This window comes from Mammaliicoccus sp. RAM2 (genome assembly GCF_045897195.1).
Taxonomy (GTDB): domain Bacteria; phylum Bacillota; class Bacilli; order Staphylococcales; family Staphylococcaceae; genus Mammaliicoccus; species Mammaliicoccus sciuri.
The window spans coordinates 560741-576814 of record NZ_JBJNWI010000001.1; the positions used below are offsets into that span (position 1 = coordinate 560741).

The 16074-nt window shown below is 32.1% G+C and carries 17 protein-coding genes; 6 read left to right on the forward strand and 11 right to left on the reverse strand.

Annotated features, from left to right (window positions below; translation table 11 throughout):
• Nucleotides 1–121 precede the first annotated feature (121 nt).
• A complete protein-coding gene (gene adcA / locus ACJTHF_RS02885; RefSeq protein ID WP_107603208.1) occupies nt 122–1711 on the reverse strand; it encodes a zinc ABC transporter substrate-binding lipoprotein AdcA in 1590 nt (529 codons plus the stop codon).
• A gap of 175 nt (nt 1712–1886) precedes the next feature.
• On the opposite strand from adcA, the gene ACJTHF_RS02890 reads away from it, so the two are divergent.
• Entirely contained in the window at nt 1887–2828 is a 942-nt protein-coding gene (locus ACJTHF_RS02890; protein WP_107603207.1) for a nucleoside hydrolase, read from the forward strand.
• 67 nt (nt 2829–2895) lie between these two features.
• On the opposite strand, the gene ACJTHF_RS02895 is transcribed toward ACJTHF_RS02890, so the two are convergent.
• Both ACJTHF_RS02895 and ACJTHF_RS02900 read right to left on the reverse strand, forming a co-directional pair.
• On the reverse strand, nt 2896–3558 hold the full coding sequence (locus ACJTHF_RS02895; RefSeq protein WP_058592453.1) for an ABC transporter ATP-binding protein: 663 nt from the start codon (nt 3556–3558) through the stop codon (nt 2896–2898).
• 11 nt (nt 3559–3569) lie between these two features.
• Nucleotides 3570–4619, reverse strand: a complete 1050-nt coding sequence (locus ACJTHF_RS02900; protein WP_058592454.1) for an ABC transporter permease — start codon at nt 4617–4619, stop codon at nt 3570–3572.
• Nucleotides 4620–4762: 143 nt separating this feature from the next.
• Between ACJTHF_RS02900 and ACJTHF_RS02905 the strand changes: the two genes are divergently transcribed.
• Both ACJTHF_RS02905 and ACJTHF_RS02910 read left to right on the forward strand, forming a co-directional pair.
• The gene (locus ACJTHF_RS02905; protein ID WP_048541752.1) at nt 4763–5467 is read left to right on the forward strand and encodes a DUF5694 domain-containing protein; all 705 of its coding nucleotides are present in this window, start codon (nt 4763–4765) and stop codon (nt 5465–5467) included.
• A 13-nt stretch (nt 5468–5480) separates the two neighbouring features.
• On the forward strand, nt 5481–6509 hold the full coding sequence (locus ACJTHF_RS02910; RefSeq protein ID WP_058592455.1) for a siderophore ABC transporter substrate-binding protein: 1029 nt from the start codon (nt 5481–5483) through the stop codon (nt 6507–6509).
• A 388-nt stretch (nt 6510–6897) separates the two neighbouring features.
• Here the strand turns inward: ACJTHF_RS02910 and ACJTHF_RS02915 are convergent, their stop codons facing one another.
• The 8 genes from ACJTHF_RS02915 to ACJTHF_RS02950 all read right to left on the reverse strand — a co-directional run bounded on the left by ACJTHF_RS02915 (nt 6898) and on the right by ACJTHF_RS02950 (nt 13135).
• A complete protein-coding gene (locus ACJTHF_RS02915; RefSeq protein WP_049319626.1) occupies nt 6898–7413 on the reverse strand; it encodes a D-lyxose/D-mannose family sugar isomerase in 516 nt (171 codons plus the stop codon).
• 14 nt (nt 7414–7427) lie between these two features.
• On the reverse strand, nt 7428–8522 hold the full coding sequence (locus tag ACJTHF_RS02920) for a PTS fructose transporter subunit IIC (protein ID WP_232156646.1): 1095 nt from the start codon (nt 8520–8522) through the stop codon (nt 7428–7430).
• A 23-nt stretch (nt 8523–8545) separates the two neighbouring features.
• Nucleotides 8546–8854 carry a PTS fructose transporter subunit IIB gene (locus tag ACJTHF_RS02925; protein ID WP_049319624.1) on the reverse strand — a complete coding sequence of 103 codons (309 nt, stop codon included), beginning with the start codon at nt 8852–8854 and terminating at the stop codon, nt 8546–8548.
• A 12-nt stretch (nt 8855–8866) separates the two neighbouring features.
• The gene (locus ACJTHF_RS02930) at nt 8867–9733 is read right to left on the reverse strand and encodes a ketose-bisphosphate aldolase (protein WP_049319623.1); all 867 of its coding nucleotides are present in this window, start codon (nt 9731–9733) and stop codon (nt 8867–8869) included.
• A 12-nt stretch (nt 9734–9745) separates the two neighbouring features.
• The gene (locus ACJTHF_RS02935) at nt 9746–10210 is read right to left on the reverse strand and encodes a PTS sugar transporter subunit IIA (RefSeq protein WP_078355126.1); all 465 of its coding nucleotides are present in this window, start codon (nt 10208–10210) and stop codon (nt 9746–9748) included.
• Nucleotides 10211–11683 (reverse strand): BglG family transcription antiterminator, encoded by a 1473-nt coding sequence (locus ACJTHF_RS02940; protein ID WP_078355125.1) that lies wholly within the window; start codon nt 11681–11683, stop codon nt 10211–10213.
• A gap of 158 nt (nt 11684–11841) precedes the next feature.
• Nucleotides 11842–12276, reverse strand: a complete 435-nt coding sequence (locus ACJTHF_RS02945; RefSeq protein ID WP_058592456.1) for a DUF3995 domain-containing protein — start codon at nt 12274–12276, stop codon at nt 11842–11844.
• 43 nt (nt 12277–12319) lie between these two features.
• The gene (locus tag ACJTHF_RS02950) at nt 12320–13135 is read right to left on the reverse strand and encodes a metallophosphoesterase (RefSeq protein WP_232156808.1); all 816 of its coding nucleotides are present in this window, start codon (nt 13133–13135) and stop codon (nt 12320–12322) included.
• Nucleotides 13136–13245: 110 nt separating this feature from the next.
• Here ACJTHF_RS02950 and ACJTHF_RS02955 point away from each other — a divergent pair, with 110 nt between their 5' ends.
• The 3 genes from ACJTHF_RS02955 (at nt 13246) to ACJTHF_RS02965 (ending at nt 16057) form a co-directional block, all read left to right on the forward strand.
• Nucleotides 13246–14031, forward strand: a complete 786-nt coding sequence (locus ACJTHF_RS02955) for an arylamine N-acetyltransferase family protein (protein WP_232156650.1) — start codon at nt 13246–13248, stop codon at nt 14029–14031.
• A gap of 10 nt (nt 14032–14041) precedes the next feature.
• Nucleotides 14042–14479: a MarR family winged helix-turn-helix transcriptional regulator gene (locus tag ACJTHF_RS02960; RefSeq protein ID WP_058592458.1), complete on the forward strand. Its 438-nt coding sequence runs from the start codon at nt 14042–14044 to the stop codon at nt 14477–14479.
• A 174-nt stretch (nt 14480–14653) separates the two neighbouring features.
• The gene (locus tag ACJTHF_RS02965; protein WP_232156652.1) at nt 14654–16057 is read left to right on the forward strand and encodes a DHA2 family efflux MFS transporter permease subunit; all 1404 of its coding nucleotides are present in this window, start codon (nt 14654–14656) and stop codon (nt 16055–16057) included.
• The last annotated feature ends 17 nt before the right edge of the window (nt 16058–16074 follow it).

Sequence of the window (16074 nt, forward strand, 5' to 3'; positions counted from 1 at the left end):
CATTTATATAAAAAGTAGACTTATATTTAAGTATTCGATATGATGTAGGTATAGTAATGCCAAAAATAATTACATTATATATAAAAGAACCTGAGACCACCGTGGTCTCAGGTTCTTTGCTTTAATGTGCTAACATTTCTTCTTTTACTTCGTCTTTAGATAATTTAGCTGGATAATATGTTGGCCAGTTATCTAATTCTTTTAAGACTTTATCTTTATCATTGCCAGTGAATATATGGAAATGTGCAGCTTTTTTAGGATAAATATTGTGATCGCTAAACTGTACATATTTCGGTAAATTATCGTTTGATTCACCTTTTAATTTAAATGTGTATCTTACGCCTCTATTACCTTTTTCATATTTCAAGATATCATAGCCATCGTACTCATATTCTCCAGTTGTTGTTTTACCTTCTTTAGTGAAACTGATTTTATTGCCTTCAATTTTGATGTTCTCAACATCTGTTTTATAGCCTTTATCATAATAAGCTTTATATTCTTTTTCAGACATCTTACCATCTTCTTCAGCTTTATGTTCGAAGACTTCATCAAGTGTGCCGTCTTTTAAATATGGATATACTGACTGCCAGTCACCTTCATAATCTGATAGTTTACGGTCTTTTACTTGTGAATCTTTGAAATACCCTTTTTCAATTGCTTTATCATGAGATTCAGCTTTATTGTCATCTTTTGTTGTAATCTTGTCATTTAAAGATTTTTCGATATTTTTAATATTTTCCTTCATTAATGATTGATATGAAAGGTCTTTTTCTTTTAATTGTTCTTTCGTTAAAGATTCCATATTATTAAATGTTAATGGTTTAGCATCTGTTTCTTTACGAATTGTGTCTGTAATTTTTGATGAGATATTGCTTTCATATAAAATATATTTCGCATCTGTATCTTTAATTTCTTTAACAATTTCAGTTAATTCTTTTTGTGATGGATCTTCAGCATTCATACTTTGAACACCTTTTTGTACAAATCCATAACGATTAGCTAAGTAACCTAAAGATTCATGTGATATAAACACTGTATGACCTTCATGACCTTTAGTAGCATCTTTTAATGATTGATCGATATCCGATAATTCATTATTTAATTTTTTATAATTTTTCTCATAATCTGCTTTATGGTCTGGATCTTTCTTAATTAATTCATCTTTAATTCCTTTAATCATTTCTTGGTCAATTTTAGGATCTAACCATACGTGAGGATCAAATCCACCGTGGTGATGATGTTCATGTTCGTGCTCGTGTTCTTCATGCTCTTCTCCATGTTCATGATGTTCATCTTCATCGTGACCTTCCCCATGCTCATGACCATGTTCATGTTGATCTGTTAAAAGTTCAGATTGATCCATACTATTTTGAAGTGATAATTTTTTATCATCCTTTTTAATAGTTGAGGCAATTTTCTTTGCTACTGGATCTAAATCGTCTCCTGTATAAACAAATAAATCCGCTTTACTCGCGTTTAAAATATCTTTTTGCGTTGGTTCATAACTATGTAAATCTGTTCCTGCAGGATAAATAGATTCTACTTCTACATGCTTACCGCCAATTTGTTCTATAAAAGATTTCAGTGGGTAAACCGTCGTCTTAACCTTTAATTTATCAGAATCATTATTTTTGCTATCTGTTTGATTACAGCCTGCTAATACCATACAAATTGCAAAAACAACTGTTAATACCCCAATCCATTTTTTCATTTCGTACACTCCTTTTACAAATAGTAACGTTTACGATTTAAAATTATATACTTATATCTTTTAAAATACAAGACCTTATTTAGAATAATTTTTTATAGTCTGTTTATTTTGTTTAGTTGAAAGCGCTTTAGTATAATGAAATAAAGACATAAATTAATTTAGAGGACGTGTTTAAATGTTACAAAATAGAAATATCATCATGGATTGTGATCCTGGGCATGACGATGCTATCGCATTAATATTGGCTGGCGCTCAATCTAGCCCATTAAATATCTTAGCAGTGACAACTGTTGCGGGAAATCAATCAGTAGATAAGAATACAACAAACGCTTTAAACGTATTAGATATTATGAATAGAGGCGACATTCCTGTTTCAGTCGGTGCGGACAGACCTTTAATCAAGAAAGCTGCATTTGCTGAAAGTATTCATGGTGAAAGTGGCTTAGATGGTCCTGAATTACCGAAAGTTCCAAACTTAAAGCCTACAAATCAGCATGGTGTAAATGTCATAATTGAAGAAGTATTAAACAGTAACGATCCTATAACACTCGTAGCAACAGGACCTTTAACAAATGTTGCGATGGCACTTATTCAAGAACCTAAGATTGCTCATAATATAGAAGAAATCGTCATTATGGGGGGAGGAACATTCGGAAACTGGACACCTACAGCGGAGTTTAATATTTGGGTTGATGCAGAAGCAGCTAAAAAAGTATTTGAAAGTGGTATCCCAGTTGTAGTATTCGGATTAGATGTAACACATCAATTATTAGCAGACGATGCTGTTATTGAAAGATTTCATAAAATCAATAATCCAATATCACATTTCGTAGTTGAACTCTTAAAGTTCTTTAAATCTACATATAAATCGCAATTCGATATGGACGGAGGTCCTATCCATGATGCTTGTACAATTTTATATTTACTGCATTCTGAAATATTCACATTACAAAAAACATTTATCCAAATTGAGCATCAAAGTGACCTCACATATGGCACAATGTCTGTTGATTTGCATAATACTTATAAACAAGAACCTAATGCCTATTTCGCTACAGAAGTAAACGTAGACTTAGCTTGGGACATCATGGAAAAAGCATTAAAAAGTTATGAATAAAAAGTAAGAGGCTAGGATATCATCAATATCCTAGCCTCTTACTTTTTATTCTATTAAATCAACCTCGTTATTCTTCTTTCAACTCACCATCTACCATTTTAAATACTTTATCACAGTATGATGTCAGTCTTTGATCGTGCGTTACGATAATACATAATTTATTTAATTCTTTTGTTTCTCTTCTCAATATTTCCATTACTTCTATTGCATTTTCTGTATCTAATGATGCAGTAGGTTCGTCTGCTAGTATAATGGATGGATTTGTATAAAGTGCTTTAGCGATAGCGACTCTTTGTTTTTGACCGCCTGATATTTCACTTGGTAATTGGGTTAATATTTTATCCAGACCAAGTTGTTTTAATAATCTTGAATGTTCTTCTACATTCATGACATCTTTTTTTACCTTTTTAAGTAATTCAAATTGTTGTTGAACGGTTAAAAACGGTATTAAATTACTTGTTTGAAGTATAAATCCGATTTCTTTTAATCGAAGTTTAGATAATTGTTTTTCATTATAATGATTAATATTTTGACCATTTAAAGATACTGTACCTTCTGATGGTAACTGTAGTGCACCCGCCATTGTTAACAGTGTACTTTTCCCTGACCCGGATGGTCCAATAATGGCAACTAGTTCGCCTTTTTCTAGTTTAAAGTTAGTTGATTTCACTGCTTCTATCGTTCTATTACCGTCTTTAAATGACTTTGTTACATTCTCAAATGCTAACATGATTCCGCCTCCTAACTAATGACTTTCAATGGTTCTACTTTTCGAATGCTTAATACTGAGAATAAACTACCTAAAATTGCAACGATAATAAGCACGATGCCGTATAACAACATTGTTAAATAATCAAATTTGATAGGTACTGCCTCTGGTAAGAACGATCCTGTTAACATCGTTAATCCAAAGCCAATCAATGTACCGATTAAAGCAATAATAATAGTTTGACTCATAACTGAACGTGCTAAAAAGCCATTCGTTAATCCTTGCGCTTTTAAGACACCAAATAAATTTCTCTTTTGTAACGTAATAATGTATAAGAATATACCTATAACCATTGCTGAAATCGCAAATAAGAACACAATCATAAAGTTTAATGTTAAATTTTGCGCTTGATAGCCTGGTAGTTTCGTAATAAATGATTCAATGTCATCTACTTCTAAATCTTTGTTCAATTCAACATCTTTCCAATTTTTATCTTTAACGACTAGCGCATTGATCTTATCGCCTTTTAACATCGGATTTAATTTCCCAATCGTTTCATTATTTGTAAATAAGACAGGTGATGCATTAAATTTAGAACTTACTGAGAAACCGACAATTTTTAATTCTTCATCACTATTTGAAAGTGTTAATGTATCCCCGATTTTGAATCCTTTTGTTTTTAAAGTATGATCTGCAACGACTTCATTATCTTTCTCAAACAGTTTGCCGTCTTCTATTTTAGGCATTAGGAAGCCTTTTCCATCGATACCAAAGACTGTGGCATTCTCTTTGTTTTTACCGTCTGAAGCAATAACAGCCGTTTGCTTTAAGCCTTCACTTTTATCAAATTTGCCTTTTACATCATCTGTATTAATAGATGATTGTGCAACTGTTTGATTGGCATCTTTATTCAAAACAATCGCATCTGCTTTCCATAAATCTACTGCTTCTCTATTCATATTCATCAAACCATTTGCTAACCCCGATAATAAGAATAAAAGATAGCTAATCATAACTAATACGCCAATGATTAGACCAAACTTCGTCTTATTTCGTCTCATTTCATTCCAAGCTAAAAACATTCTGTCAGCCCTTTCCTGAATCTAAATTTTCTATTATTTAATTATAACATTATTATTTAATTATCTTAAAATAATAGCTACATTGTATTTATAAAAGTGTTACTGTATAATTGATAACGATTATCAATTAAGGAGGTGTCACATTGGCACAAAGAGAAATTTGCATTATTGGTACACCACATATTCGGTTAGACCAAAGCAATCAATATTTTTTAGAATCCTATCAACGTTACATAGAAGATGCTAACGTCATTTTGAATAAATTACAGCAATACAATCCAGATTTAATCGCTATTGAATGGGATATTAAAAATAAAGGACAATTGCTTAAAGACTTTAATCTACTATCTCGCAAACAATTGCCGCTTCAACTAAACGAACATCATTTTTTAGCGATACCACTCGCATTGAAATTAAAATTACCAACTGTTATACCAATCGACAACAATCAAATGCAAACACGTAAAATTCGTGCAGCCTTTGCAGATGAATACCTTGAAAATGATAACCCTATAATATACCAACTTTTAAACGAGGCAAAACAAAGTCATCAAAATAAAAAGGCACAAGATTTATCATTATATGAACAATTAACTGAATATCATGATACAGTCATTCCTTTAGAACAAGTTTTTGCCATTCGTTCACTTGCAGATAGTCCTGGTATCGCCTTTTCCCTCGAATGGTCAGAACGTAATCAATTTATGGCAAATCACATTATGAAAAATGCGCTCAACCATGATAAAACGGTTGTCTTTACAGGCATGAGTCATGTCAGAATTTTAAAATTCATGATAGAATCAACAGGTTTATTTAAAGTCGTTCCATCAATAAATATATTAAAATAAAGGAGCATGCATAATGAAGAAGTTACTTTTACTAATGGTCATCACACTTTTATTAGCAGCATGTGGTCAAACAAAAGGAACAAGTGATTCAAACAGCAAGAAGCAAACGGTCACAGTTACTCAAAAATATGAATTACGTGGTAAATACAAAGACGGAAGAGATGCAGAACAAAAAGAGGAAAAAGTCAAAGTCACAAAAGATCCTAAAAAAGTCGTCACATTTGATTACGGTGCAACAGATATCATAAAAGCACTCGGTAAAGAAAATAATGTAGCCGGTATTTCAATAGGTTCAAGTGACTCAATGTTGCCTAAAGAATTAAAATCATTTACGAAAGATAAATATACAAATGTAGGTGAATTAGGAAAACCGAATTTTGAAAAAATAGCTGAAATCGACCCAGATTTAATTATCTTTTCAAATCGTACAGCAAGCAGCGAAACATTAAAAGAATTTAAGAAAGCTGCCCCTAACGCATCATTACTCTATATAGGGTCAGATGATAATGCTGTCATAAAATCAGTATCAGATAATACGACGAAACTCGGCAAAATTTTTGGGGAAGAAAAGAAAGCTAAAGAACTTACAGATCAACTTAAAAACGAAGAACAAAAAGCGAAGAAATCAGTTAAAAATATAGATAACAGTGTCATGCTACTGCTTACAAGTCAAGGTGAATTATCTACTTACGGACCAGGTGGAAGGTTTGGTGGTCTACTCTACGATCAACTTGGATTTAAACCAGCAGATAAGAAAGTCAAACCAAATCCACACGGCCAACCCGTCAGCTTTGAATATGTCGCTTCAAAAAATCCAGAAGTCATATTCTCAATGGATAGAGACAAAGCAACAGACGGAAAAGGAACAAGTAAGAAAGTACTAGGAAACGACGTACTTAAAGACGTAGATGCCGTAAAAAATAATCACATCATAAACTTAGACGCAAAATCATGGTACTTCTCATCAGGTGGTATTAAATCCACTACGAAACAAATACAAGAAATACAACAAATCGCGAAAAAATTACAAGAGCAGAAATAATAAGTATGGATGGTGGTATTGAAGGTGCGCCTATCTTCCATTATTCTGAATTGTGGTAATTAGAGGGACCTCTCTTACAGACATTTTTCGGAATTCTGTCCCTTACGATACTCGTTACGGACATTTCTCAGAATTCTGTCCCTTACAGCACTCGTTACGGACATTTCTCAGAATTCTGTCCCTTACAACACCCGTTACGGACATTTCTCGGAATTCTGTCCCTTACAGCACCCGTTACGGACATTTCTCAGAATTCTGTCCCTTACAACACCCGTTACGGACATTTCTCGGAATTCTGTCCCTTACGACATTCAAACTTTATCATCTTATATGACGAAAAACGCCACTGGCTCCTGCCAGTGGCGTTTCTTCTATTAATATATCTTCCTTACCTAACTACATGAATATCTGTAAATTCATCTAGTTCATCATAACTAGTTGTTGAGAATTCAGATATAACGGCACCTTCTTCTCCTGCTTGAAACCAATGTTTTGTATGTGATGGGATGGTATATTGTTCTCCTGGCAATAATTGTACTTCATGAAATACTGTATAATATTCAGCCTTTCCTTCTGGTATCTTCGCTGATAATTCACCAACATTTCTTTCACCTTCTACATATAAATATACTTCTCCTTTTCTACACCTAAAAGTTTCTATTTTACCTTTCTTCCCTAGTTTGTCTGGATGTATATGTTCTGGGCATGTTTGACGTGGCAACAACACCATTTCTTTAGCGCAATAGCCATTATCATTAACGTAAACAATTAAGTTAAGGCCTTCTGTTTCAATATGATTGAGTCCAAAGTCAGCATATTCTATATTTTCAATTTCATAATCTGTAAAATTTATATTCGATGACAAAAAATATTCTTTCACTTTATTCTTATAATGACTATTCATAACTATCACCTTTATTATGATATTTTAAGATCGTCCCATGAAATCTCTTCTTCTTGTTTTTCTTTAACGACTACTTCAGCATTTACATCTACTCGTTTTTTCAATATTAATATTGTAACTGCTGTTGCTAAAGAGCCAATCAGTAATGCGAAAATAAAACTAAGAGGATTAGTCATAGTTGGTAATGCAAACATACCTGATGCTGGAATATGACTATCTGCTCCCCATAGCATACTGAGACCTCCACCAATAGCTCCACCTATTCCCGTGGCGATAATATTTTTACCTAAATCATTTAAAATAATTGGAAAGCATCCTTCAGTAATTTGGCATACACCCATTGGAAAGGCAGTTTTTAAAGTAGTAATTTCTTGTTTATTAAAAATATTTTTGTTAACTACTTTTCCTATAAAATATGCCATCGTTAAACCAAATGGTGTCACCATAGATGCGAGTATAAGTACCGTAACTGGTTCATAGATACCTTCTGAAAATAATGCGAATACAAATGCAAACACAACTTTATTAATTGGTCCTCCATAATCTATAGAAGATAATATACCTATTATTGCACCATATAAAAATAGTGAAGATGTATTTAAGTTACCTAAATATGTTGTAATCAATTCAGTAAACCAAGTGATCGGTGTACCAACAACATAATACATAATAACACCAGCAATAAAAGTACTTAAAAAAGGAAATACAAGCGTTGGCATGAGTCCTTCCATCCATGATGGAACTTTAATGTAAGTCGTTAATAAGACAACAACTATTCCAACAATATAACCACTTACGAGTCCTCCAAGAAATCCCGCTTCAATACCAGATGCAACCATCCCTACAATTAATCCCGGTGCAATTCCCGGTTTATCTGTAATAGAGTACGCAATAGCTGTTGATACAATCATGGGCAATAGACTCAACCCATATCCACCCATTGTAGTCATAGCATCAGAAAACTTAAATCCTTCTTTAAAATTCTCTATTTCTTGACCACCTGTTAAGTTCCCAATTGCTAACAAAAACCCCGATGCAACAATGATTGGTAAAAAGAATGAAATTGCCGTCATTAAATGTCGTTTAAATCCAATTTCTTTGAGTATCATTATTTATCAAACCCCTTTTTGATTTAAATCGTCAACTCTTCTAACTTTTCAACTAACTTTGTTGGTGATTTAACAACTAAACTCGTTGGAACTTCTACAACTTTCTTCCCTTCAAATCTTTCACGTCCACCTATTTTAATATCCGCTGCAATTAATACCACATCTGCATTATTAATATCTTCTTGTTTAAGTTCATCTTGTGTGCCCGATAATCCTTGAGTTTCTAAACTAATTTCATGTCCTCTATCTTTTGCTACATTTGTTAACTTTTCTTTTGCTATATATGTGTGTGCAATACCTGCAGTACATGCTGCAATACCTACTATATTCATAACATCCACCCCTTAATATAAATTTGCTTTATTAACTGAATTAAATAAGTTTATTTTTTCTACAGCAACTTTCTTAGTTTCTTCAATACAAGATGGGAAGAGCACATTAGGTTCTCTCGCTTCACTATCTTGATTGTCTAAAACATCACGTAGTTTATTCGTAAATGCAATTTTAATATCACTTGAAATGTTAATTTTATTAATTCCGAGTTTAACTGCCTCTTGAATTTCATTATCCGGATTACTTGATCCTCCATGAAGTACTAATGGTATATCTGTCAGATGACTTGTTTCTTTCAAAATATCTAACTTTAATTCTGGTTTCATGTTTTTAGGATATATACCATGCGCAGTTCCTATAGCAATTGCTAAACTATCAACACCCGTTCTTTCAAGAAATTCTTGTGCAGTCGATGGATCTGTATAGATCACTTCAGACACACCACCTTCAACCGTATTACCCGTATCGCCAATCGTTCCTAATTCCGCTTCTACCGATACACCAACAGGATGAGCAATATCAACCACTTTCTTAGTAACCGCGATATTTTCTTCAAATGGTAAATGAGATGCATCAATCATAACTGAAGTAAAACCTAATTTAATAGCATGTATAACTTGTTCATAGCTAGCACCATGATCTAAATGAATACACACAGGCACTTTACTATGATTTGCAAAATATTTAACTTGAGCAACGAAACTATCTGTTAAAAACTTTAACTCATCTGGATGAATCGCAATCATAACTGGTGATTCAGTTTCTTCACAAGCTTGCATTACTGCGTCTAATAACTGTCCAGAACCTGCATTAAATGCTGGTACTGCGAATTTGTTTTCATTAGCTACTCTTAAAATTTCTTTACCACTGATTAACATATTAATCTCCCCTTATGCATTTATAATTAAATCGTATAATTCTTCTTTATTATTGATTTGTTTTATTGCATTAATGAATGATTCTCTAGCTAATAATGTCGCCACTTTTTGCAATAAGATGATATGTGTTGTCGTCGCATCTGTATCTTTTACAGCAAACAATATGACAACTTCAACAGGTTCTTCATCTAGCGTTTCCCAAGCGATTTTATTTTTTAATGTCGCTATTGCGACAGTTGTTTCACCTACAGATCCAGACTTCCCATGTGGTATTGCAATACCGTCTCCAATACCCGTTATGCCTTCACTTTCTCGTAAATATATATCTTCTAAAAATTGCTGTTGATCTTCAATATATTGTTTGTTTTTTAATAAGCTACATAAATCTTCTAATATAGCTTCTTTACTATTTGCATCGCTGTTTATAATCATTAAGTCTTTGTTGATGATAGTTTTTAAATTAATCGTATCTTCCATTTAACTCAACTCCTTTAATGAATAATCAATTAGATCTATATCCTTGTCAGAAAGCACTGGACTGATGCAAATAACTGGTTTCTCAAAATGTTTGTTATCTACTCTTATTGTTGAAAATATAATATCTACTTCTTCCTCAATGAACTTACTGTTCTTCTGCATTTGTCTATGACTCATAGTCGATATTATTTTTAAATTTGGAAAACTATTTTTCAATCTAATTTGAAGCAGTTCAGAAGTCCCAATACCAGTTGAGCAAACAAGCAATACTTTCTTTCTATGTTCTTTTTCTAATTTGAATTTTTCAAAATACAATGAAATATATCCTACTTCCGCTTCATCAATATCTGCATATTCATTTAAATGTTTGTTAATACCTTCAGATATTTCTAACAGTTTAATAAAAGTTTCTTGATATTCTAAAATCAATTCTTTCAACATATTATTTTCAAGCTTTATCCCAATTCTTAGCCTTCCTATCATGGGCAATATATGGTTATATAAATCTTGATATAATTTTTCTTTCTCATTTACATCACTTTTTTCTATACCGAAAAATTGTGATACAAATTCAAGGGTTATTTCATTTGCATTAAATTTATCCTTTTTCATATACTCTTTTTTCTCGATATTTAACGAATACAAGTTTTGAAAAATGAAGAATGCTTCTAATTCATGTAATTCGCAACAAAGATGTTTACTTAAATTATGCGAAAGAATATCTGCTGTTTCTTTTATATTTTTATTTCGTTGCATTTTATCCTTTTCTTCATCATCTAAAGCATCTTGGTTTTGTAATTGATTGACTTTACCTTCTCTATAACGTTTCAACACCATATATAAATGAGTAAATATGTTGACGTCATATGGGTAATATAAATTTACGTTTAACTTTTCTTCTATAAGAAGTATTTGATGATCTAGAAAGTGTTTATCTGATGCATTAATATCTAAGCCCATATCATCTAGCACTTGATTTTTATTTATTGAAAGCAGTATCGCATTAATAGCGCGTCTTATATCAACTTCATTACCTTTTACATAAATGACGTTATGCATATTGTATACATTAATATCAAAGTCATTTAAATATTCGATGATACTTCTAATTCTTCTTTCTTCAGTACTCTCACTAAAATAACTTTGACTAAAAATATGATTTTTCCTTAACTTTTTAGGATGTTGAAATAACAAGTTCATCATAATCTCTAACAAGAAATTTTCTTCTTTGATTGTCACAATTGAATAAATGTTCTTATCAATATAAAATTTATTGATTTTATAACCTTTGCCAGTTTCAGACTCTATCATCTTCTCACCATATTGTTCTTCTGTGACTTCATTAATTTTCTTAACAAGTCTATAGATTGTTTTAGATGAGACTAATAATTTATTAGATACATCATTGGAAGAGATAAAATCGTAAAAGTTTAACTGATTGATGAGTTGCTCTTCCTTAGAGCTGAATAACATGTCATCACCTCCTGTTAAGTGTCATTATACTTTAATTGTAAACGTTTACACTTCAATATCTGTCCTTAACTATGGACAATTTATTATTCACTAATAATTTATTGAGTATTCAATCGCATCAAAAAAACGCCACTAGCTCCTGCCAGTGGCGTTTTCCTTTATCTATTCTGTTTCACTTTCATAACATATCCAAACAATCCGATTCCCCACAATAAAAATAATGGATCCCACACGAATGCTTGTCCAAAGGTTGTAAAATAGTTATGGTTCTCGATTACTTCACACATCTTTAATATGCCAATTATCATGTTTAATCCGCCATATATCATGAGAAAAATACTTCCAATTAAAGATATCATATATATTTTCTTATCAAAATGATTGGTTAATGTTAATGGCACAATGGTTGCTAAAAATTTAAACACACCTATTAATAGTAGGGCGATATTAATCCATACTCCAAACTGTGCACTTAATGTAAAGACCCAAGATCCAACTGTTATGAGACCCGCTTCTCCACCAAGTCCCCAATACAATGAAAATAGCGCATGCACACTACCTGCTATGATAAATAATGATATATACTTTTTCATTTAATCACCTATTATAATCATAAATTTTCTTCGATATATGTTTTTATATTTCGATAACTTGTATTGTATTTTTAATTTCAGTTGCTAAATCAGTCGTTCGCCACTCTCTTTGATATCCGAGACATGGACATATATATTGAATACCACTTTCTTCTATTATATTACGGAAATGCACATGACCCATAATGCTGTATTTGATCGGATAAGCTTCATAAAATTTATCAAAGTCTGATGTACCTATAAATGCGTTAAAATAATCAAAAATTCTATGAGGCATTGGGACTGCAAATTTTCGATTGGTCACAATATGCGTCATTAATATAATATTTTTATCTTTTACCTGTTCTAAATCATTTTTTACGGATTCTGCAGCTAATCGAGACATTTCTAAGTCTGATTTTCCCCAATCGATATGTTCTTTATCTAACCATGTAGAGCCGTAATATTTTCTCCGTTCTAGCCTTTCCATACTAAATTTATTTTGATCTGCAAAGCTATAATCATACCAACCACTATGTCCGACAATCACCCAATCTTCATTCACAATGTATGGACTTGCTATGATACTTTCAGGTTGTGCTTTATAATATTCAAAAATTTCATATGAACTTTTTTCTTCTTGATCTTTTTTCCAATAATCATGATTGCCAGGTATAAACAGCACTTCAACTTTAGAATGACGCTTAACATTTTGAACAAACTGCATCGTCTGTAAATAATGATTTGAAACATCACCCGCTATTAATAAAAGGTCTAAATTCAAATGTGTAATTTCATGAGCTAAAATATACTCAAAATCTTGAGGGTAATAATCTTTACTTCTATCTATATGCAAATCTGAAATGGTACCAATTCTCATATGCATGACCTAGCTTTCTTTAAAATAACGTTGTATATCAATTTTATATTAACATATTCTACCCATGTATCCTTTATAATAGAATTATGATTTAAATAGGAGGTTATTAGTTGAACATTTTACAATTTGAAGACTACTTAAAAATAGACACGGAATTTTTTAATCAAGTTGATTTACGCACTTTGAACCACTATATCGAAAGATTTATGTACACTGTACCTTTTGAAAATATTAGCGTTCAAAATAAAGAACCGATATCAGTAAATGTTGATGATTTATTTAACAAAATTGTTCATCGCCACCGTGGTGGATTTTGTTATGAATTAAATACGATTTTTCAATATTATTTAAAAGAAAAGGGATTTAAGGTTGATCGTGTATCAGGAACAATTCATACACCAGATGACAATTGGAGTAGAGACGGTTCACATATGTCGACAATCGTACATTTAGATCAACCTTATATTGCAGACGTAGGATTTGGTGATTTACCAACAAAAGCTATTCCAATTTCTGACCCAGATAATATTCAATTCATTGATGATACTAACGGGCATTATCGTGCTATTTTAGATAAGGATAGTGTCATACACCTTCAAAAGCAGTTAGATGACCAATCATGGCGCACATCTTATTTAACAAATGAAATCAGTAGACCTTGGGACTTCTTTATAGAACATTTAGATTATAATGAACACAATCCTGATTCAATATTCGTTCAGAAGCTTATTATTACAATGGCCACAGAATATGGTAGAGTCAGCATGTCTTCTGATCATTTAACCATTACGTCTCAAAATCATAAACAAAAAGAAAGCTTCAAACGTGATCAATATAAAGCCATATTAAAAAAATATTTCGGAATAGTTGAGTCAATTCATACGTTGGAAAGTTGAGGTTTTAAGTGTGATATCAAATAGTGAATTACAAGAACTAGATTTATTTGATTTAATTAGTGAACGCCACGGACTTGTACGTTCAAAAATAGAAAATATGTGGAACGAAACACATGACATGCATATTTCAGGATCTGAATGGTACATTATGGCTAAAATTTATAAACATAAAAGAACGATGGCATATATTAACAAGCACGTTAATATCTCTAGACAAGCTGTTCATAAATTTGTAAAACAATTAAACGACAAAGGCCTTGTCGATATACAAGATGTTGAAGGCAACAAGAAAGAAAAGTCCATACAATTAACCGCTCTTGGAGAATCTTGTTATCTTGAAAGTAAACAACATAAAGCGTTGTTAGAACAACAAATTATAGACATAATTGGTCAGGAAACCGTTCATAAACTAATAGAAATTATGAAAATGGATTGGCAAATAGAATAACTTTTTGTAAACCAAGTTGACAATACGACGAAATTTCTGCTAAAGTAAATGAGTTATTATTTTAATAATAATACTAATAATTCAAACTATGCTTTTGCTAGTTGCATACGCTCTCAGCAAAATATTAATACACATTAATCGTGTATTCACTAGTAGAAGGAGATTAAAGAATTCATGAACAAAGCAGAAGTAGAAGTTAAAAGTCCAAAAGCAATGGCTTTAATATTAATGTTAGGTGCATTTATAGGCTTATTTGGAGAAACAGCATTAAACATGGGTTTAACAAATGTTATGGAAGATTATCGTATAAGTGCACCATTAGCTCAATGGTTAACAACTGGTTATCTATTAGTCCTTGCTATACTCGTTCCAATTTCCGCCTATTTAACTCGTTGGTTTACAACACGTCAGCTTGTTTTAGGTGGATTTATTATTTCATTAATAGGTACTTTGTTTGCGGCCAATTCACCTATCTTTGCCATATTGATGATTGGGCGTCTCATTCAAGCTATTGGAACAGGTATTATCCTTCCTGTTATGATGACCGTTATGCTCACAATATTCCCAATCAATAAGCGTGGTATCGTAATGGGTATAATGGGCTTAGTTATTACGCTAGCACCAGCTATCGGACCAACGCTTTCTGGGATTATTATATCAACATTAAGTTGGCATTTTATTTTTTGGTTTAGCGCATTATTTTATATCGTTTTATCCATTTTCGCATACGTTAAAATTAGTAATGTCTCAGAAATTACGAAACCAAAAATCGACTTTATATCTATCATTTTATCAACCTTTGGATTTGCAGGATTAATTTACGCATTAAGTACGATGGCAGAAGTTTCAATCAGTTCTCCTATCGTATGGTTACCACTTATCATTGCGATAATAGCATTAATACTTTTCTGTATGAGACAATTAAATATGAAAGAACCTATGTTAAATCTATCGGTCTTTAAACATCCGATGTTTACGTTAGGTGTCATAATGATTTTCTTATTAATGTTGGTTATATTATCAACAGCTATTTTATTACCTATTTATTTAAAAGGTAGCCTACTTTTATCAGCTGCACTCGCTGGTTTAGTTCTATTACCAGGAAACGCAACAAACTTTGTTTTATCTCCAATTATCGGAACAATGTTTGATAAATACGGCGCAAGATATTTTGGTATATCTGGATTTTTATTAATATTAATTTCGAGTATTGGATTTACAATCGTACTCTCATCATCAACACCTGTCTGGGTAATCATTTGCTTATTCATCGTCCTATTTCTAGGTGTAACGATGGTTATGATGCCCGCTCAAACGAATGGTCTTAACCAACTACCGCCAAACTTGTACGCAGATGGTTCAGCCGCTATGAATACATTAATGCAAGTTGCAGGTTCTGCTGGTACCGCACTAGCTATAACACTGTATACTATCGGACAACAACAAGTGACAGGTAGCTCAAGTGATTTAAATGGAAGAGAAATAATCGCACATGCTGTACAATTTGTATTTTATTTTATAAGTACAGTTGCAGCATTAGGACTCATTACATCATTATTTGTTAAAAGCAAACATTAAGAAAGCCGAAGACGTCA